At 59.7% G+C, this 18,883-nt stretch carries 17 protein-coding genes; 10 read left to right on the top strand and 7 right to left on the bottom strand.

Annotation, left to right across the window (positions count from 1 at the left end; all coding sequences use genetic code 11):
- Positions 1 to 25: 25 nt before the first annotated feature.
- From ACYZT5_RS15005 to ACYZT5_RS14985, 5 genes are all read left to right on the top strand, one after another.
- On the top strand, positions 26 to 1,444 hold the full coding sequence (locus tag ACYZT5_RS15005; RefSeq protein ID WP_462051778.1) for an aminotransferase: 1,419 nt from the start codon (positions 26 to 28) through the stop codon (positions 1,442 to 1,444).
- On the top strand, positions 1,441 to 2,334 hold the full coding sequence (locus tag ACYZT5_RS15000; protein WP_462051777.1) for a helix-turn-helix transcriptional regulator: 894 nt from the start codon (positions 1,441 to 1,443) through the stop codon (positions 2,332 to 2,334). The genes ACYZT5_RS15005 and ACYZT5_RS15000 overlap by 4 nt, the downstream gene beginning before the upstream one ends.
- A gap of 217 nt (positions 2,335 to 2,551) precedes the next feature.
- The gene (locus tag ACYZT5_RS14995; protein WP_462051776.1) at positions 2,552 to 3,052 is read left to right on the top strand and encodes a sigma-70 family RNA polymerase sigma factor; all 501 of its coding nucleotides are present in this window, start codon (positions 2,552 to 2,554) and stop codon (positions 3,050 to 3,052) included.
- A 40-nt stretch (positions 3,053 to 3,092) separates the two neighbouring features.
- The gene (locus ACYZT5_RS14990; protein WP_462051775.1) at positions 3,093 to 4,076 is read left to right on the top strand and encodes a FecR family protein; all 984 of its coding nucleotides are present in this window, start codon (positions 3,093 to 3,095) and stop codon (positions 4,074 to 4,076) included.
- 97 nt (positions 4,077 to 4,173) lie between these two features.
- Entirely contained in the window at positions 4,174 to 6,597 is a 2,424-nt protein-coding gene (locus ACYZT5_RS14985; RefSeq protein WP_462051774.1) for a TonB-dependent siderophore receptor, read from the top strand.
- Positions 6,598 to 6,666: 69 nt separating this feature from the next.
- Here ACYZT5_RS14985 and ACYZT5_RS14980 read toward each other — a convergent pair whose 3' ends face one another.
- Together ACYZT5_RS14980 and ACYZT5_RS14975 are read right to left on the bottom strand one after the other, a co-directional pair.
- A complete protein-coding gene (locus ACYZT5_RS14980) occupies positions 6,667 to 8,193 on the bottom strand; it encodes a trypsin-like serine peptidase (protein WP_462051773.1) in 1,527 nt (508 codons plus the stop codon).
- Positions 8,194 to 8,311: 118 nt separating this feature from the next.
- The gene (locus ACYZT5_RS14975) at positions 8,312 to 9,463 is read right to left on the bottom strand and encodes an MFS transporter (RefSeq protein WP_462051772.1); all 1,152 of its coding nucleotides are present in this window, start codon (positions 9,461 to 9,463) and stop codon (positions 8,312 to 8,314) included.
- Between the two features lie 164 nt (positions 9,464 to 9,627).
- Here ACYZT5_RS14975 and ACYZT5_RS14970 point away from each other — a divergent pair, with 164 nt between their 5' ends.
- The gene (locus tag ACYZT5_RS14970; protein ID WP_462051771.1) at positions 9,628 to 10,620 is read left to right on the top strand and encodes a diaminopimelate epimerase; all 993 of its coding nucleotides are present in this window, start codon (positions 9,628 to 9,630) and stop codon (positions 10,618 to 10,620) included.
- 119 nt (positions 10,621 to 10,739) lie between these two features.
- Here ACYZT5_RS14970 and codA read toward each other — a convergent pair whose 3' ends face one another.
- The 5 genes from codA to ACYZT5_RS14945 all read right to left on the bottom strand — a co-directional run bounded on the left by codA (position 10,740) and on the right by ACYZT5_RS14945 (position 15,963).
- Complete coding sequence (gene codA / locus ACYZT5_RS14965) at positions 10,740 to 11,984, bottom strand: cytosine deaminase (protein ID WP_462051770.1); 1,245 nt, start codon at positions 11,982 to 11,984, stop codon at positions 10,740 to 10,742.
- A 13-nt stretch (positions 11,985 to 11,997) separates the two neighbouring features.
- On the bottom strand, positions 11,998 to 13,269 hold the full coding sequence (codB, locus tag ACYZT5_RS14960) for a cytosine permease (protein WP_462051769.1): 1,272 nt from the start codon (positions 13,267 to 13,269) through the stop codon (positions 11,998 to 12,000).
- Positions 13,270 to 13,523: 254 nt separating this feature from the next.
- On the bottom strand, positions 13,524 to 14,348 hold the full coding sequence (locus ACYZT5_RS14955; protein WP_462051768.1) for an alpha/beta fold hydrolase: 825 nt from the start codon (positions 14,346 to 14,348) through the stop codon (positions 13,524 to 13,526).
- An 84-nt stretch (positions 14,349 to 14,432) separates the two neighbouring features.
- Entirely contained in the window at positions 14,433 to 14,789 is a 357-nt protein-coding gene (gene queD, locus ACYZT5_RS14950) for a 6-carboxytetrahydropterin synthase QueD (protein ID WP_008152165.1), read from the bottom strand.
- Positions 14,790 to 14,883: 94 nt separating this feature from the next.
- Entirely contained in the window at positions 14,884 to 15,963 is a 1,080-nt protein-coding gene (locus ACYZT5_RS14945; RefSeq protein WP_462052255.1) for a patatin-like phospholipase family protein, read from the bottom strand.
- 273 nt (positions 15,964 to 16,236) lie between these two features.
- Here ACYZT5_RS14945 and ACYZT5_RS14940 point away from each other — a divergent pair, with 273 nt between their 5' ends.
- From ACYZT5_RS14940 to ACYZT5_RS14925, 4 genes are read left to right on the top strand one after another with little or no spacing between them, the layout of a single operon-like run.
- A complete protein-coding gene (locus ACYZT5_RS14940) occupies positions 16,237 to 16,545 on the top strand; it encodes a PepSY domain-containing protein (protein ID WP_462051767.1) in 309 nt (102 codons plus the stop codon).
- A complete protein-coding gene (locus tag ACYZT5_RS14935; protein WP_462051766.1) occupies positions 16,545 to 16,856 on the top strand; it encodes a PepSY domain-containing protein in 312 nt (103 codons plus the stop codon). Before ACYZT5_RS14940 ends, ACYZT5_RS14935 begins: the two co-directional genes overlap by 1 nt.
- Before the next feature lie 3 nt (positions 16,857 to 16,859).
- Positions 16,860 to 17,528: a response regulator transcription factor gene (locus tag ACYZT5_RS14930; RefSeq protein ID WP_462051765.1), complete on the top strand. Its 669-nt coding sequence runs from the start codon at positions 16,860 to 16,862 to the stop codon at positions 17,526 to 17,528.
- A complete protein-coding gene (locus tag ACYZT5_RS14925) occupies positions 17,525 to 18,844 on the top strand; it encodes a sensor histidine kinase (RefSeq protein ID WP_462051764.1) in 1,320 nt (439 codons plus the stop codon). The genes ACYZT5_RS14930 and ACYZT5_RS14925 overlap by 4 nt, the downstream gene beginning before the upstream one ends.
- The last annotated feature ends 39 nt before the right edge of the window (positions 18,845 to 18,883 follow it).

Here is an 18,883-nt window from a genome sequence, read left to right as displayed (position 1 = left end):
CAATTATTCGGTTTGAGGTTTTCGTATGGCTACTCCAACTCAGAAAGTAGTGTCCGCCGTTGATGACTCCCGGCTAGTTAAAGCCGATAAAGCTCACTACATGCACGGCTACCACATGTTTGACGAGCACAGCGAACAGGGCTCCCTGAACATTGTTGCCGGTGATGGCGCCTACATTTACGACACTCAGGGCAGTCGTTTTCTGGACGCTGTCGGTGGCATGTGGTGCACGAACATCGGTTTGGGGCGCGAGGAAATGGCGCTGGCGATTGCCGATCAGGTCCGGCAACTGGCGTATTCGAACCCGTTTTCCGACATGTCCAACAACGTGGCCATCCAGTTGTGCGAGAAGCTCGCCAGCCTGGCGCCGGGGGATCTCGATCATGTGTTCCTCACCACCGGCGGCTCCACCGCCGTGGACACCGCGTACCGACTGATTCAGTACTACCAGAACTGCCGTGGCAAACCGGAGAAGAAGCACGTCATCGCCCGTTTTAACGCCTATCACGGTTCCACCACTCTGACGATGTCGATCGGCAACAAGGCCGCCGACCGTGTGCCGGAATTCGATTACGCCAACGACAAGATTCACCACGTGTCCAACCCCAATCCTTATCGGGCACCGGACGGTATGGACGAGGCGCAGTTTCTCGAGTTTCTGATCAAGGAGTTCGAGGACAAGATTCTGTCGATCGGCGCGGACAAGGTTGCGGGTTTTTTTGCCGAACCGATCATGGGCTCCGGCGGGGTGATTATTCCACCCAAGGGTTATCTGAAACGCATGTGGGAAGTCTGCCAGCGCTACGACATCTTGTTTGTCGCCGATGAAGTAGTGACTTCGTTCGGGCGCTTGGGCAAGTTCTTCGCTTCATACGATTTGTTCGAGGTGCAGCCCGATATCATCACCACAGCCAAAGGGCTGACGTCCGCCTATTTGCCGTTGGGTGCCTGCATCTTTTCCGACCGCATCTGGAAAGTCATCGCCGAGCCCGGAAAGGGTCGCTGCTTTACCCATGGCTTCACCTACAGCGGCCATCCGGTCTGCTGCACGGCGGCGCTGAAAAACATCGAAATCATCGAGCGGGAAAACCTGCTGGAACATGTCGACGTTGTCGGCGCGTATCTGGAAGAGCGGCTCGCCACGCTCAGCGACTTGCCGTTAGTGGGTGATGTGCGCTGCCAGAAGTTCATGGCGTGCGTGGAGTTTGTCGCCGACAAGCGCACCAAGGCGTTGTTTGCCGACGAGATCAACATTGGCGAGATGATTCACTCGCGTGCACAGGCTCGAGGGTTGCTGGTGCGGCCGATCATGCACCTCAATGTCATGTCGCCGCCGCTGATTCTCTCTTGCGTCCAGGTCGATGAAATCGTCGAAATCCTGCGCGTGTGCATTCTTGAAGTGGCGGCCGAGCTTGAGCAAAACGGCCAGTATTTCGGGCAATGAATTCACCGAATCTGCAGTTACCCGTTGCCGGTTCACCCGCTAGACTGCGGGGCATGAGCAAACCAAAAGACGATACGTTGATCGCCTTGCCCTTCGGGGCATTGCATAAATGGCACGGGGAAATGCGCGAGGCATTCGCCCATATCGATGAGCCTGACGCGCTTCGCTACCTGGCGTCGGCCTTCGGGCATCTGGTGTCCATCGAGTCGGTGATGATCAGCCTGGAGCACAAGGACCGCCCGCCGCAATTGCTGTATCAGCGCGGTATTGCGGACAAATACCGGGAGTCGATCATCGACCGCTATTTTTCCGGGGGCTACCTGCTTGACCCGTTCTGTCTGGCGGTGGAGCAAGGATTGGCGGAAGGGTTTTATCACCTGGAGGAAATTGCACCGGACAACTTCTTCGATACCGAGTACTACAAAACTTACTACTTGAAGGCCGGAAGTTCGGAAGACAGTTTTTACATTGTCGATACCGGTAATGACACGAAGGTTTCGGTGAGCCTGTTTCAAGGATTCGGCGGGGAAGGGCTGAGGGCTGAACAACTCAATCTGCTGCGGGCGGTTGAGCCGTTGGTGCGGGAATTTATCAGCGAATATGGACGCCGCGGTTTGCAGCACAGCACCGTCAATCAAGGCGTGCGTGACGATCTCAAGCAACGAGTGCAGTCCGCTTTCGAAAACTTCGGCTGCGACTTGCTGACTGAACGGGAGCGGGAAGTGGCACACATGGTGCTCCGAGGGCACTCCGTCAAATCCACGGCCAGCCAAATGAGCATTTCGCCGGAGACGGTCCGCATGCACCGCAAGAATCTTTATCTGAAGTTGAATATCGGTTCACAGTCGGAGCTGTTTGCACTGTTTATCGAGTGGTTGCGCAAGCACTAGACGGTCGTCCACAGGAACTGTGGTCCATCGAGAACCCTGTGGGAGCGGGCTTGCCCGCGATAGCATCACCTCGGTCTCCAAGTTGCACCGACGACGACGGTACGTCAGGCGCACTCTCAGGCTGACTGACTAACGGTGAACCCGCCGACGTGGAATCCATTGCTTCCAGTTAATAGGAAGCATTATTATTCGCGCTCCGTCTCCACAGCACACCGCAATGACCCCCAAGCTGCCCCGCAGACACGGCTTTTTCGAGCACTACGAAGAGTTGGTCGGGACCTGGACCCGTCGCCTGAGAAATCGTCAGCAGGCCGAGGACCTGGCCCACGACACCTTTGTGAGGGTGCTTGAGTCCGATTCGGCTTTGGTTGCACAACCTCGGGCGTATTTGCACCAGACCGCGCGCAACATCGCGGTGGATGGTTATCGGCGTGAGGATCGGCGGGGCGCCATGGAGTCGGAGGCGATCGATCACAGTGCGTCGTCGTCCGGCGACCCGGAGCATTTCATGCAGGCGATCCAGTTGGCTGACTCCATCGAACGGGCACTCAGCGAGCTGCCGATCAATTGCCGCAAGGTGTTTGTCTGGCAGAAGATCGAAGGCCTGACCCAGGCCGAAATCGCCGAACGCCTGGGACTGTCCAAGAACATGGTGGAAAAGTATATGATCCGCACGCTGCGGCATCTGCGCGACCGCCTTGACGGATTGCAGCCATGATCGGCCGTGCCTTCTCATCCCCAGCCAAACAGGAACTTCCATGATGGATACTCGTGATTGTGCGTGCGGGCAAACAACGGTTCGCGACGATGCGGCGCGATGGTTTGTGCGTTTGCAGGAGCCTGCGATGAATGTCGAAGAGTATCGGCATTTCGACGCCTGGCTGGACGAACACCCTCAGCATCGCGACGAATTCCAGTTACTGCAGGGATTGTGGGCGGCGGCTGATGTGCTGCCGGCGGCGCGTCTGCAAGCCTTGTGTGAAACCGAGCCGGCGCGCGGAAAGCGCCGCCCGCTGGTGCGTTATGCGGTGGCCGCCAGTGTGTTGGCCGTCGCGCTCGGTTTGGGGCTGTTCAGCGGTTTGAATCATCCAGCGACTTACACGGCGGAGTTTTCAACGGCCCTGGGTGAGCGTCGTCATGTGGCGTTGCCGGATGGTTCGGTGATCGACCTGAACAGCCGCAGCCGCGTTCAGGTGCGCTATGAAAACGACCGTCGCAGCATCGAGCTGACCCAGGGCGAAGCAATGTTCAGCGTCGAGCACGACACTCGTCGACCCTTCGTGGTCGAGGCCGGCAGCGGCAAAGTCACGGTCACCGGCACCCGTTTTGATGTGCGCCGCGACACTGCCCAAACCCGGGTCGCGGTGGAGCAGGGCACCGTCAAGGTTCAGGGCCGCACAGCGGCAGACAGCGAGTTCATCAGCCTGACCGCCGGCCTCGGCACGCACATCGATGCACAAGGCAAAGTGGCTGCCGCCTACGCGGTCAATCCTGCCGAGCTGACCGCCTGGCGCAGCGGCAAACTGGTGTTCAACAACGCCAGGCTTAGCGACGTCGCCGAGGAAGTCTCGCGCTATCGGGAGAAACCGCTCACCGTCGGCAACGACAAAGTGGGCAATCTGCGCCTGACCAGCGTGTTCAAATCCGACAACACCGATGCGTTGCTCAAGGCCTTGCCGACCATTCTGCCGGTGGCCGTGCGCACCCTCGATGACGGCAGTCAGGAAATAATTTCAAAATAAATTCAGGTTTTTTTCGAGTTGATCGTCTTCCTGTCCAACTGCAACTGGTTTGCATTAACAAGCGCACACCCTTGCGATCCACAGGACTCCGTTCGACGTGAAAAAATCCACCGCTAAAAACAACAAATCCCCTTGGTTGCGCCTCGCTCTCGCCCTGGCCGTCAGCACGTCGCTGCCCCAGGCCTTTGCTGCCGACGCGATTCACATCCCGGCGCAACCCCTGGGTCAGGCCCTGAGTCAACTGGGCCAGCAAACTTCGCTGCAGGTGTTCTTCAGCCCTGAGCTGGTCGCCGGCAAACAGGCCCCAGCGGTGGACGGTAACCTCTTGCCGGAAGACGCGCTGCGCCAGCTGCTGCAAGGCAGCGGTCTGCAATACCAGATCGACGAAGGTTCGGTCACGTTGATGCCAGCACCGACTTCTGCTGCGAACGGCCCGCTGGAACTGGGCGTGACCGACATCAAAGTGGTCGGCGACTGGCTCGGTGACGCCGATGCCGCCGTGGTGCAGAACCACCCCGGCGCGCGTACGGTGATTCGCCGCGAGGCGATGGTTGAGCAGGGCGCGATGAACGTCGGCGACGTGTTGAAGCGCGTGCCCGGTGTGCAAGTGCAAGATGCCAACGGCACCGGCGGCAGCGACATTTCCTTGAACGTCGGCGTGCGTGGCCTGACTTCACGCCTGTCGCCACGCTCCACCGTGTTGATTGACGGCGTGCCGGCAGCGTTCGCCCCGTACGGCCAGCCGCAGTTGTCCATGGCACCGATTTCCTCCGGCAACCTTGACAGCATCGACGTGGTTCGCGGCGCCGGCTCCGTGCGTTACGGGCCGCAGAACGTCGGTGGCGTGATCAACTTCGTCACGCGCGCGATTCCGGAAAAAGCCACCGGTGAAATCGGCAGCACCCTGGAAACCTCCCAGCACGGTGGCTGGAAGCATATCGATACGGCGTTTCTCGGCGGCACCGCAGACAATGGCATCGGCATGGCGCTGTTGTACTCGGGCGTGAACGGCAACGGTTACCGTGAGCGCAACAACGGCAACGACATCGACGACGTGATCCTCAAGACCCACTGGGCACCCACCGATGTGGACGATTTCAGCCTCAACTTTCACTACTACGACGCCAGCGCCGACATGCCCGGCGGCCTGACCCAGGCGCAGTACGACGCCGATCCGTTTCAGTCCGACCGCAACAACGACAACTTCAGCGGACGCCGCAAGGACGTCTCGTTCAAGTGGGCACGCCAGATCGACGAGCGCACCCAGGCCGAAGTGCTGACTTACTATTCCGACAGCTTCCGTGGCAGCAACATCGCCGCTCGCGATCAGAAAACCCTCGGTTCGTTCCCGCGTACTTACTACACCTTCGGGATTGAACCGCGGGTCTCCCGTGTGTTCGATGTCGGCCCGACCACCCAGGAAGTCAGTGTCGGTTATCGCTACCTCAAGGAAGGCATGCACGAAGAGGCGAGCCGCCTGGCGCTGGTCAACAACGAGCCGGTCGTGACCCAGAGCTCGGACGGCCATGTCTATCAGGACCGCACCGGTGGCACTGAAGCCAACTCGGTGTACGTCGATAACAAAATCGACGTTGGCAACTGGACCATCACCCCCGGCATCCGCTTTGAACACATCAGCACCGACTGGCACGACCGCCCTGTGCTCGACACCGCCGGCAAACCGGTGCTGGAAAAGAACCGCAGTATCGAAAGCAACGAGCCACTGCCGGCCGTGAGCGTGATGTATCACGTGTCGGAAGAGTGGAAGCTGTTTGCCAACTACGAAACCTCGTTCGGCAGCCTGCAGTATTTCCAGCTCGGCCAGGGTGGCACGGGTGACAACACCGCCAATGGCCTGGAACCGGAAAAGGCCAAGACCTACGAGGTCGGCACGCGCTACAACAATGATGTGTGGGGCGGGGAAGTGACGCTGTTCTACATCGACTTCGATAAAGAGTTGCAGTACATCAGCAACGATGCGGGCTGGACCAACCTCGGCGCGACCACACACCAAGGCCTCGAAGCCTCGGTGCATTACGACATGGCGGCACTGGACCCACGGCTCGACGGCCTGACCGCCAATGCCGGCTTCACCTACACCCGCGCCGTTTATGAAGGCGAGATCCCAGGCTTCAAGGGCCGTGACCTGCCGTTCTATTCGCGTCAGGTGGCGACTGCCGGCCTGCGATACGACATCAACCGCTGGACCTACAACCTTGACGCCTTTGCCCAGTCCAAGCAGCGCTCACCAGGCGTTGCCGTGAACGCCGACGGCAGTTTCAGCGGCAACTACATCACCGAAGGCACCGCGGACGGCCAGTACGGCGACATCCCGGGCTATGTCACCTGGAACGTGCGCGGCGGTTATGACTTCGGCGCGCAGCTGTCGAATCTGAAAGTCGGCGCCGGGGTGAAGAACGTTTTCGACAAGCAGTACTTCACCCGCTCCAGCGACAACAACTCGGGGATGTACGTCGGCGCACCGCGCACGTTCTTTGTGCAGGCCAGCGTCGGGTTCTGATAACGCGAGTCACGCAGCCTTGATTGTTCCCGCAGATCCTTCATTGAACTGCGGGAACAGGTTTCGTGCTTACTCGGGAAGCCGGAAGTCGCTGATGGGGGAAGGGTTGCCCGCCAGGTCCTTGGTTTTGAGACAAACCTTCATCGGGCCATTTTTAACGTCAACCTCAAAAATACCAATTGATGGTTGTAGTTTTACGTAGTCTTGCGCGTCGAGACAGTCGGTGTTTTCGCTTGAGCCTACTTTGTATTGGTAGGAATAGGCATCCAGATCGGGGGAGACCGGAAATGCTCTGACTTCGTACAGAGACGGGTCGTGCGGACTTTGGTTGATAGAAAAAATAGGGGCGAGCTTGTTCGGCCCCTCCATCATCCAGCGCCAGTAGATTCTTGCATTACGCGCATCCCATTGACCAGGAGCACCGATTTTCTGATCCTGCCCCATGACGCATAACAGGTACATGCCTGCACCATCGTGTAGTTCTCGACGAAGTTCATTCTCGCCACTTGTATTGCTGACGATTGCCTCGCTGTAGCCACCGGATGCGCCACACTCATCCAGTGTCCGCGTGAACTTGTATTGGTAGTAAGGGCGATTAACAGCGAAGGGTTGGATCCATAGCCATGGGATGACTTGTCCGGAAGGGTCACGCTCAAGCTTTATAAAAGTATTCGTGGGTGGGGTGGCGGCAAAAGTGAAGTTTGGGCCCAACGTGCAGGATCCGTTAAGACGATCAAAATGACCCTTGTTAAAACATGCCAGTAAACCGATTGCTGGCGTGGCGTAATTGGTGTTCAGCTTTTTGCTTACCTGGCCATCTACCACTTCACAGGGCGCACCCTGGCTGCATCGCGCTTGTCCACTGCCTTGGGTAGTTGTACCCACCACTGCAATAATCTCATTGTTGTAGCGGCCCAATAGTGGTGAGCCTGAAATTCCGCTCACCACATCCTGACAGCGATTACTGATTTGATTCAGCCATGACCAGGGGTTTTCAACGACGCCTGTTGAATGTTCCCGCGGGCAGGCCATTCGTTGAATGTGGCGTTGTTGAGGCGCCCCAACGATTAATAGGTCGACATTTGTAGGCAGATGGGTTGCTATTTCCAGTGGTTGAATACCGTCACTTATCAATTGCGAGATAGTCCGGTCCAGTTGAATGATCGAAATATCCTGCCCCCGAATAGTGCTCCAGTTAATTCGGCTAACGGGGTACGACTTGGTGTGTTCGCTAGTGTCCTGAAAGAAATTGAAAATTACCCTACCGGTAGCAACCGCATCTTCCACAACCACGTTGGGGTTCAAGTTTGCGCAATGCCCGGATGTCAATACATAGGCCGGGCTATCCTGCTCATCGGTGGCCTGGCGTGTGTCAATCAACGCGCCCGAGCAAGTCATGCCATTAGCGATCTCTACTCGACCAATCGATTGCCAGTGATCGTATCGACCGCTCGCATTGCTCAAAAGCTGTGCCGGCGTAAAGTTTTCTACTCCTTCCCCCCAGTCGCGATCAATAGCTTGTGGAAGAACTATGCAAGCGGACAGTTTGATCAAGAGCGCAGGAGCCAGTAAAAGTTTTATGAAGGGAGATTTCATGACTTATCCATAAGTTGAAGGAGCTCAACCTAGGTTGTAATTCGATGCCCTTTACGTCTACTGACAGAAATAACAGTACATTGGCCAGGAAATGACCGTTTGTCGAAAAATCGGTGTCTTAGACTTTCAACACCTTCCCGCCAATGGCCACCGCCACCAGCAACACCGCCATCAGTCCGAAGGCAAAACTCAAACTGCTGCCATGAGCGATAAACCCGATTAACGCAGGTCCCGCAAGAATTCCCGCATACCCCAGCGTGGTAATGGCCGGCACGGCGATGCTTTCGGGCATCACCGTCTGTTTGCCCACCGCGGTGTACAACACCGGCACAATGTTCGAACAGCCAGCCCCCAACAATGCATAACCCACCAACGCCGCTTCCCAACTCGGTGCGAAGGTCGCCACAAACAGGCCCGCCGCGGCCGTCAACCCGCCGAACACAATCACCCGCGTAGCGCCGAGACGACGCACGATCACATCACCGGTCAAGCGTCCGACGGTCATGGTCAGCGCAAACGCCGCGTAACCCAGCCCCGCATACGCAGTGTCGATCCCGCGCTCCTGCGCCAGGAACACCGCGCTCCAGTCGAGCGCCGCGCCTTCGGCGAGGAACACGATGAAACACATCCCGCCGATGAACAGCACGATGTCATGGGGAACGGCAAACGCCGGCCCCGAACTTTCGCTGCCGTAAGGCAACAGGTGCGGCGCTGCCTTGAACAGCGCGATCAGCAGCATCACGATCACCACCAACGTCGCCCCCAGCGGTGAAACCCCGAAGCCGAGCAGGGCGCTGACACCCGCCGCACCGACAATCCCGCCAAGGCTGAACAGCCCATGAAAGCCCGACATCATGGTCTTGCCGCTGGCCCGTTCGACGATCACCGCTTGCAGGTTCACCGTCGAATCCACCGTGCCAAGGCCTGCGCCGAACATGAACAACGTGGCAATCAACGCCGGAATCGATGACACCGTCGCCAACAGCGGCAGGGCCGCACAGATCAGCAACACCCCGGCGCTCACCACCCGGCGACAGCCGAAACGCGTGGCCAGAATCCCCGCCATCGGCATCGCCAGAATCGACCCCACCCCCAGGCACAACAGCAGCAAACCGAGCGTCCCTTCATCCAGCCCGGCCCGAGCCTTGGCGTAGGGCACCAGTGGCGCCCACGCAGCGATGCCTAAACCAGCAATGAAAAAGGCGATGCGCGTGGACATTTGCTCCAGGCGTCCGGGAACAAATGCGGTTTGAGTGTTGAGGTTGGTCATATCAATCCTTGGCAAAAAACGTCGCGTACCCAAGGGACAGTGACTCACCGGTGAGGTTCGATCAGCGTCCGCCCAGGTTCGCGGTCAGGCAGGGTGACATCCTTGCACAGCCAGTTGCGGTTTCGCGATATGTTGTCGCCTTCGATGTTTGTACAGGAGGCGCCATGACGCCGCTCTACGATGCTCGAGGCAACATCTACGGGGTAGTGGCGCCTGACGCGGTGCGTCGCTTAGGGATTGATTTACCGAAACAGGCCAGCCTGGCTGCGCAAACCCGCGCGGTATGGGCGTTATCGGCTATCGAGGCTTTCTGTGCCTGGGCGCCGGGCGCGCAACCGCCCGGCAGCAAGAACCATCGCTGCGACGGGCTGCTGGTGGGGCCCTTTCAATCAGCGCCGCCGTTCGATCTGCTGATCGTCAACACCGACGGCACCCTGGCCGAGCGCAGTGGCAACGGGTTGACGATTTTTTCTCAGGCTCTGGGTGAGCAAAGTCTGCTGCCGAGGGGCGAGGCTTGTTTGCTCAGGGTTCATCACGACAAGGCTGACGCGGTTTCACCGGTGGGCACTTCGGTGAAACCGGCGGAGATCGAGGGTGTGAAAGGGTTCTGGCTGGATCTGGGCAAACCCTCGTTTGGGCCGGACGCGGTGGGGGCTAAAGGGGTTGAAAGCGTGCCGTTGAACGGTCGCGACGTCAGCCATGTGCAGCCGTTGTCGGCGCTCGATCCCGCATGGTCTCGAAGCCAGTTCGTGCGCATCGGCAATCCACATTGCGTGACGCTTTTAGAGAACGCCGAGGCATTGCCGAGCAATGAGCAGATGCGCGATCCGGGGTTGTCCGAAGGGCTGACGCGTATCGCTTACGCCATGCCGACCGGGGCGGGGGAACCGTGTCCTGCTGGAGTCAATCTGCAATGGGCGATGCTTGAGTCTGAAGGGCGAGTCGTCGCGCGGGTATTTGAACGCGGAGAAGGGCCGACGGCGTCGTCGGGCACCAGCGCCAGTGCGGTGGCTTGCGCGGCTTGGCGGGTGGGTTGGGTCAGTGCCGGGGAAGTGAAGGTGGTGATGCCCGGCGGCACGGCGCCGATTTTGTTGGAAGAACAAGATGGCGAGTTGAGTTGGGTCAGGTTGTTCGGCACGGCGCGGTTGATGGGGTGAATTCAAGATTGCCTTCGCGGGCAAGCCTCGCTCCTACAAGTGCAGCGCGGTCCCATGTAGGAGCGAGCGGTGCGGCGATCCGACTTGCCCGCGAAGGGGCCCGCAAGGTCAACATCGCTTCAGGGCTGATCCGCCCATTCCACCACCGGCATCTGCCGCTTCATCAACACCTTGCCATCACGCACCGAATACAGCGGCAGGCCCTGGCTGCGGATCACCTCGTAATCGCTGTCCGCCGACAGAATCAGCAAATTCGCCGGCCGCCCGCGTTCCAGTCCATACCGATCACCGAGGTTCATGGCCTTGGCGCTGTTGTCGGTGACCAGGTCCAGTGCGCTTTGCAGGTTGCGGTAACCGAGCATGTGGCAGATGTGCAGGCCAGCTTCGAGCACCCGCAAGATGTTGCCGTTGCCCAGCGGATACCACGGGTCGACGATCGAATCCTGGCCGAAACACACGTTCATCCCCGCTTCCAGCAACTCATTCACTCGGGTCACGCCACGGCGTTTCGGGAAGTTGTCGAAGCGCCCTTGCAGGTGAATGCTTTCGGTGGGGCAGGAGACAAAACTGATCCCCGAATGCCCGAGCAGGCGAAACAGTTTGGCGCAGTAAGCGTTGTCGTAAGAGCCCATGGCCGTGGTGTGGCTGGCGGTGACCCGCGAGCCCATGTCGCGGCTGCGGGCTTCTTCAGCCAGCACCTCTAGAAATCGTGAGTGCGGGTCGTCGGTTTCATCGCAATGCACGTCCACCAGGCAACCGGTGCGCTCGGCCAGGTCCATCAGGAATTTCACTGAGCTCACGCCTTGATCGCGGGTGTACTCGAAATGCGGAATGCCGCCGACCACATCGGCGCCCATGCGGATCGCTTCTTCCATCAACTCCCGACCGTTGCGGTATGACTCGATGCCTTCCTGCGGGAACGCAACGATCTGCATATCGATCAGGTGACGGCTTTCCTCGCGCACTTCGAGCATCGCCTTCAGCGCAGTGAGCTGCGGGTCGGTGACGTCGACGTGGGTGCGTACGTGCTGGATACCGTGGGCGGCGAGGGCCTGGATGGTTTTCTTGGCTCGGGTTTTGGTGTCCTCTTCGGTGATCGTCACCTTGCGCTCGCCCCAGCACTCGATGCCTTCGAACAGCGTGCCGCTCATGTTCCAGCGCGGCTCGCCGGCAGTGAGCGTAGCGTCGAGGTGAATGTGTGGCTCGACGAAGGGCGGCACCACCAGGTTGCCGCCGGCGTCCAGATCATCGGGGCCCAGGGTTGGTGCTTCGGTCTGTCGGGCGATGTTGCTGATCAGACCGTTTTCCAAGTGCAACTCATGCAGGCCATCTTGGTTGCGCAGGCGGGCGTTGATGATGTGCATCAGACGAATCCTTTTATAGATCTTGTAATGGTGCGTTGGCAGTACGGGCACCCAGCACGCCGGTCAGTAACACATACGTTAGCGCGGCAGCGGCAATCCCTACCAGCGGCGCGACCCACGGTGAACTGAACGCGGCGACGGTGCCGACCGCGTAGGCGCCCAGGCCCGACCAGTTGAATGCTGGCAACCGGGCATCCTCCAGACGTGGATATTGACCACGATAGCGAAAGAAAAAGTCCGCCATGATCACGCCACCAATCGGCGGAATCACGGTGCCCAGCAGAATCAGGTAGGGCACCAGCATGTCGTACATGCCCAGTAGCGCCAGCAACGTGCCGATCACCGCGCCGGCCAGGGTCACGGTTTTGCGACGGCCGGTGCGCAGCAGGTTGCAACCGGCGACGGCGAAGTTGTAGATGGTGTTGTCCTGGGTGCTCCAGATATTGAGCAGCAACATCGCCATCGCCGCCGTGGCGAAGCCTTGCAACAGCAACACTTCGACCACGTCCGGTTGCTGATAAACGATGGCCCCGTAGGCACCGATCAACACCATCAGACCGTTGCCGATGAAGAAGCCGATCAGGCTCGCCAGCACCGCGACTCGCGCTGAACGGGAGAAACGCGTCCAGTTGGTCGCCTGGGTTGCACCGCTGACGAAGGTGCCGAATACCAGCGTAATCGCGGTCGACCAGTCCAGTGTCCCCGTCGGGACTACCGCGAGCAAACCGTCGAGCCCGCCGACCTTCACCGTGGCCACCCACATCGATAGCATCAGCAACAACATCATTGCCGGTACAGCGATGTACGACAGAATCTCCAATCCGCGATAACCGACATACGCGGTCGCGCAAAACACTAGGCCGAACAGCACCATCAGCCCGAGAACGGTGCCCTCGCTCAATTCGAAATACTTGCCCAGCACCACGGCGGCAGTGGCTGTGCCCCAGGCGTACCAGCCGATCTGGGTAAAGCCGAGGATCAGGTCGCTGAGCTTGCTGCCCATTTCACCGAAGCAAAAGCGTCCCATCAGCACCGAATTCAGGCCGCTCTTGAAGGCGATGTAGCCCAGGCTAGCGGCGTAAATCCCCAGCAGCAGATTGCCGACGATAATCACCGCCATCATCTCGCCGAAACTGAACGCCACACCCAGCTTGCCGCCGGCAAACATGGTGGCGGTAAAAAAGGTGAAACCCAGTAACACCATGGCCGTGGAGGCCAGGCCTTTGCGGGCGTGCATCGGGACTTCGCTGAGGGGGTAATCGTTGCCGGGATCGTTCTGCGTCATGTGGCGTTCCTTGCTGAATGGGTGACGCGAGGGAATGCTGCAGTGGTCGTGCCAAGCGGGGTTGGTGTTGTTATTTATAGTCGAGCGGGGGGATTTGGTACGGGAAGGGGGCGAAAGCGGTACACCGCAGTTGATCGTTCCCACGCTCTGCGTAGGAACGCCTCAATGGACGCTCTGCGTCCGCTTCGGCAGGGACGCGGAGCGTCCCGGGCTGCATTCCGTTGCTGCGCGTGGGAACGATCATCAATCGAGCATCAACCGGCCGAAGGCAAAAACCGCAGTAACGCCGCGACGATCGCTTCCGGTGCATCTTCCTGGACCAAATGCCCGGCATTGGCAATGGGGTGAAATTGCGACCCGGCAATCATCTGATGCAACGCCCGCCCACGCTCGATGGGAATCCACTGATCGTCTTCCCCCCAAAGAATCTGCACCGGGCAGCGAATCGTCGGGTACAACCCTTCGGCCTCACGGGTATAACGCTCATCCATCTGCGCGATCTGCCGATAGAACGCCGCTTGCCCCGGATCGCCCAGCCACGGCTGCACGTAAGGCGCGAGTTCGTCGTCCGGGATTTCGCGCTTGATCGCCCCGCGAATATAGGTCGGCACGATCGCCTGCTGAATGTAATCAGGCAGGCCACTGAACGCCGCCTCATGCTGACGCACATGCTGCACAAACGGCGAACCCCAGGGCGTCAGTGCCACAGGATCAATCAGCGTCAGGCTGCGGTAGTCCTTGCCGTTCAGCAGGTGAGCACGCAGGGCGGTGGCGCCGCCGAAGTCGTGAGCGACGACGTCTGGTCGCCCAAGCCCCCAGTGATCCAGCAAATGAGCCAACAGGTCGTTCTGTACACCCAGCGACACATCGCCCTCGACTTTCTCGGACAGCCCATAGCCCAGCAGGTCGAAGTAATGCACTCGGTGCGTGGTGATGAAGTGCGGCGCAATCCGGTGCCACACGTAAGAAGAGAAAGGCGTGCCATGCACGAACACCAGCGGGGGGCCGTCACCCCGTACGGCGTAGCGAACGGAGTGCCCGTTGAAGCGATAGGTCTGAGCCAGCGGCCAGTCAGTCATGCGCGTGTCCTCTTGGCGTGTTCGAGCCAAAAAGCATAGGCATAAAAAAACCACCGGTCTCGGTGGTTTTTTTGATCTATCGACTTACTCGCCGTGATAGATGCAGCCGCTGGTGCACGTCTCGTGGATACGAATCGCGCTGAGTTCCGGCAGCAGAGGCTTCAATTCTTTCCAGATGAATTTGGCCAGGACTTCACTGGTCGGGTTTTCCAGGCCGGGAATGTCGTTCAAGTAGTTGTGGTCCAGACGCTCATACAGCGGCTTGAAGATCGCCTTGATTTCCGAGAAATCGCGGATCCAGCCCGTGTGCGGATCGAGGTCGCCGCTCAGGTGGATCGCCACTTTGAACGAGTGACCGTGCAGGCGGCCGCACTTGTGGCCTTCCGGCACGTGGGGCAGTCGGTGGGCGGATTCGAAGGTAAATTCTTTGAAGATTTCCACAGTGGTTTGAGCTCTGTCAGGTGGCGATCGCCGCAGCGATGTGGGCAGGCGGCGAGTTTAACAGTTTGCGTTTGGCGTTGCGGGAAAACACTGACTAAAGGGTCAGCAAGCGCTCGCCGAGGCGACCATTGGCAGCGAGTTCGAGGAATTCGTCACCGAGCCTGCGGCTTTCATCCATCGTTGTACGCCAGTATTTCTGCCGGCTCGCTGCATCGCCCATGAAGCGCTTGAAGTCGTTACGGTCCGGGAGTTTGCCGTAGGGCAGGCGCGCCAGGTATTCCTTCGACGGTGCCAGCAACAGGACATCCTGCAAACGCGCAGGACAAGCGCGGCGCCAGGGCAGGGTCTTGTCGAACCAGCCGGGAATGACCCGGTCGGTGAAATGCGGATAGAGCACGATGTCGTTGCCGCTGTAGGGCAGGTCGAGGTGATAGTCCAGCAGACCGCCATCGCGAAACGTCCCTATACCGGCGCCCGGCAGGTCACGCACGCCTTCCATCACCATCGGGATCGAGCCCGAGGCGAGCAAGGCCTGACGCAGGTTACCGGCCTCCAGCGCAATGAAGCGCGAGGGGAAATCGTTCAGGGCATTGACCGGCGGTGCCAGCCGCGGGTCGTGAATGATCAGCCGTTCGAAATGCCGCGACAACCGCCCGCGCCCCCGCAGGTTGTCGGCGATCACCGATGACAGGCCCAGCCCCAGTCGGCCGCGATGATCGTCCGCCAACAGGCCGTGGCTTTTGACCACCATGATGTTCAGTCGGTAATGAGCGTTGTCCAGAATCGAGGCGTCGCGGCCGTCGAGCAACTCATCGAGCATGCGCCGGGAGCTCTGGCTGACCTGCGCCATGGTCACGCCCTTGGCGAAGTTTTGCTCGGTGTAGAGGTGACCGAGGCGGCGGATGCCTTCGGCGGCATCCGGTAGACAAGCGCTGGCGAAGCGCCAGGAACCCACCGACGCGCCGATCAGCGAACGTTCCCGTGGCGCCGCCGGTAGCCATTCACCGAACAACGCCAAGTCCAGACCTTGAATCCCCAACGCTTTGGGACCACCGGCGGCCCCTGGCAGTGTGCCGACATCGGCGGCGCTCAAACCGTTTTCACGGATGCGCGCCAAGGCGCGAGGGCCGGCCTTGAGGGTCAGGGAGGGGAACTTGATGTGGATGGCGGTCATACCGGTCTCGAATTCAGGCAAGCCGAGGATTATAAACATGTGTCCTGCCAACTGTAGGAGACAGCGGTGCGGCGATCCGACTTGCCGGCGAAGGCAATTTCAAGGACGCCTTCGCCGGCAAGTCGGATCGCCGCACCGCTGGCTCCTACAGGGTTTTGTGTAGGCCGGTGATGTCTCTATGTCATCACCAATGATGGCAATTCAGTTTCAATTAAGTTCGCCCCGTTAAGGTGCACTCCGTAGGCAACACATAAAAAAATACGGAGACACCCCATGAAAACCCTGACTGCCCTGTTCACCGCGTCCATCATCGGCATGACCGCCAGCATCGCCCACGCTCGCGACCTCGGCCCCGACGAAGCCCTGAGGCTGCGTGACGCTGGTACCATTGTGTCTTTCGAGAAGCTCAACGCCATCGCTCTGGCCAAACATCCCGGCGCCAAGGTCACCGAAACCGAGCTGGAAGAAGAGTACGGCAAGTACATCTACCAGGTGGAGTTGCGCGACCCACAGGGCCTTGAGTGGGACCTGGAATTGGACGCTGTCAGCGGGCAGATTCTCAAGGATCATCAGGATACGTAATGAAGGTAAATCTATGCACCAGCAGTCGAATGGCTCTGGTGCTTCTGGCTTTTTGCTCGGTGGTCATGGCCCGGGACCTGGATCAGGACGAGGCCCTGCGCCTGCGTCAACAGGGCGTGATCCTGCCGCTGGAGCAGCTGTTGCAGCAAGCGCTGGACCGCTATCCCGGGGCCAAATTGCTGGAAGCCGAGCTTGAAGAAAAACACGACGTCTACGTTTATGAAGTCGAGCTGCTGACCACCGAAGGCGTGGTCCGCGAACTGGACCTCGACGCCACCACTGGCCAGTTACTCAAAGACAAGGAAGATTGATCGATGCGTTTGCTTCTGGTGGAAGACCATGTGCCGCTGGCCGACGAATTGATGGCCGGCCTCAACCGGCAGGGGTACGCCGTGGACTGGCTGGCCGACGGTCGCGATGCGGTGTATCAGGGCAGTAGCGAGTCTTATGACCTGATCATCCTCGACCTCGGTCTGCCGGGTTTGCCAGGGCTCGACGTGCTGACCCAATGGCGGGCCGGTGGCCTGGCCACGCCAGTGCTGATCCTCACGGCCCGTGATTCCTGGGCCGAACGGATCGAAGGCCTCAAGGCCGGCGCCGACGATTACCTGACCAAACCCTTCCATCCCGAAGAGCTGCACCTGCGAGTCCAGGCGCTGTTGCGTCGCTCCCATGGCCATGCCAACCAGCCGACACTCAAGGCTGCCGGACTGCATCTGGACGAAGGCCGTCAATGCGTGACCCGCGACGGCGCCGACATCCAGCTCACCGCCGCTGAATTCCGCCTGCTGCGTTATTTCATGCTGCACCCCGAGCAGATCCTTTCCAAAAGCCACCTCGCCGAACACCTCTATGACGGTGAAACCGAGCGTGACTCCAACGTGCTCGAAGTCCACGTTAACCATCTGCGGCGCAAACTCGGGCGCAGCGTCATCGAAACCCGTCGCGGCCAGGGTTACCTGTTCGGCGGGCAATCCCGGTGAGGTCGATCCAACGCCGCTTGAGTCTGGGGCTGATCAGCGTGATGGTGATCGTCGGCCTGGTGCTGGCGCAGACCAGCCTGTGGCTGTTCGAAATGGGTTTGCAGCGCTACCTCGAAGCCGGGCTGCGCGACGACAGCGAAAACCTGCTGGTGGCGCTGGTGCGTGGGCCGCAGGGGTTGCAGCTGGATGAGCGGCACCTGTCGCCGGCCTATCAGCGACCGTTTTCCGGGCATTACTTTCGCATCGACTTTGCCGACAGCCATTGGCGCTCCCGTTCGCTATGGGATCAGGAACTGCCGCGCCTCGACCATGCCGGCCTGCACAGCAACCTGCAATTGGGGCCGGAAGGGCAGCAATTGCTGGTGCTGCGTTCGGACTATCGACGACTCGGCCAATCAATTTCGATCAGCGTGGCCCAGGATTACACGCCGGTACGCGAGAGCTTCCTGCGTATGCAACAGGTCGGTCTCGGTCTGGGATTGGCGGGGTTGCTGCTGATTCTGCTGCTGCAACGGATTACCGTACGCCGCGCCTTGCGCCCACTGGAAAAGGCTCGTGAGCAGATCGCCCAGCTGCAGCAGGGCCAGCGCTCGCAACTCGATGACCAGGTGCCGGTAGAACTTGAACCGCTGGTGGCGCAGATCAACCATTTGCTGGCGCACACCGAAGACAGCCTCAAGCGTTCGCGCAATGCGCTGGGCAACCTCGGCCACGCCTTGAAAACCCCGTTGGCGGTGTTGTTGAGCCTGGCTTCAAGCGAGAAGCTCGACGCGCAGCCGGAGCTGCGCAAGGTGATGCAGGCGCAGCTTGAGCAAGTGCAGCAGCGACTCAATCGTGAACTCAATCGTGCACGGTTATCCGGCGATGCGCTGCCGGGGGCGTTGTTTGATTGCGATGCGGAGTTGCCGGGGTTGTTGGCGACGTTGAACATGATTCATGGTGAACATCTTGATCTCAGCTACCGTGCACGGGCCGGTTTGCAACTGCCGTGGGACCGTGAGGATTTGCTCGAACTGCTCGGTAACCTGCTGGACAACGCCTGCAAGTGGGCGGACGCCGAGGTTCGGTTGAGCGTGGTCGAGACGGCCGAAGGGTTTGAGTTAAGCGTGGAAGACGATGGGCCGGGGATTCCCGAACACCAGCGCGATCAGGTGTTCAGCCGAGGGACTCGGCTTGATGAACAGACGGATGGGCATGGGTTGGGGTTGGGGATCGTGCGGGATATTGTTGATACGTGGGGCGGGGTTTTGAGGTTGGAGGAGAGTGAGTGGGGTGGGTTGAGGGTGGTGATTGAGTTGCCTAAGCGTTCAGGCTGAAAACCACCCCTCACCCCAGCCCTCTCCCCAGAGGGGAGA

This window comes from Pseudomonas sp. LB3P14, assembly GCF_054898045.1.
This window is presented reverse-complemented; position numbering and strand designations above follow the sequence as displayed.

What these genes read in the sequence shown, in the direction of transcription:
- ACYZT5_RS15005 (WP_462051778.1), top strand. Translation starts at nt 26, where the DNA reads ATGGCTACTCCAACTCAGAAAGTAGTGTCCGCCGTTGATGACTCCCGG.
- ACYZT5_RS15000 (WP_462051777.1), top strand. Translation starts at nt 1,441, where the DNA reads ATGAATTCACCGAATCTGCAGTTACCCGTTGCCGGTTCACCCGCTAGA.
- ACYZT5_RS14995 (WP_462051776.1), top strand. Translation starts at nt 2,552, where the DNA reads ATGACCCCCAAGCTGCCCCGCAGACACGGCTTTTTCGAGCACTACGAA.
- ACYZT5_RS14990 (WP_462051775.1), top strand. Translation starts at nt 3,093, where the DNA reads ATGATGGATACTCGTGATTGTGCGTGCGGGCAAACAACGGTTCGCGAC.
- ACYZT5_RS14980 (WP_462051773.1), bottom strand. Translation starts at nt 8,193, where the DNA reads ATGAAATCTCCCTTCATAAAACTTTTACTGGCTCCTGCGCTCTTGATC.
- ACYZT5_RS14975 (WP_462051772.1), bottom strand. Translation starts at nt 9,463, where the DNA reads ATGACCAACCTCAACACTCAAACCGCATTTGTTCCCGGACGCCTGGAG.
- ACYZT5_RS14970 (WP_462051771.1), top strand. Translation starts at nt 9,628, where the DNA reads ATGACGCCGCTCTACGATGCTCGAGGCAACATCTACGGGGTAGTGGCG.
- codA (WP_462051770.1), bottom strand. Translation starts at nt 11,984, where the DNA reads ATGCACATCATCAACGCCCGCCTGCGCAACCAAGATGGCCTGCATGAG.
- codB (WP_462051769.1), bottom strand. Translation starts at nt 13,269, where the DNA reads ATGACGCAGAACGATCCCGGCAACGATTACCCCCTCAGCGAAGTCCCG.
- ACYZT5_RS14955 (WP_462051768.1), bottom strand. Translation starts at nt 14,348, where the DNA reads ATGACTGACTGGCCGCTGGCTCAGACCTATCGCTTCAACGGGCACTCC.
- ACYZT5_RS14945 (WP_462052255.1), bottom strand. Translation starts at nt 15,963, where the DNA reads ATGACCGCCATCCACATCAAGTTCCCCTCCCTGACCCTCAAGGCCGGC.
- ACYZT5_RS14940 (WP_462051767.1), top strand. Translation starts at nt 16,237, where the DNA reads ATGAAAACCCTGACTGCCCTGTTCACCGCGTCCATCATCGGCATGACC.
- ACYZT5_RS14935 (WP_462051766.1), top strand. Translation starts at nt 16,545, where the DNA reads ATGAAGGTAAATCTATGCACCAGCAGTCGAATGGCTCTGGTGCTTCTG.
- ACYZT5_RS14930 (WP_462051765.1), top strand. Translation starts at nt 16,860, where the DNA reads ATGCGTTTGCTTCTGGTGGAAGACCATGTGCCGCTGGCCGACGAATTG.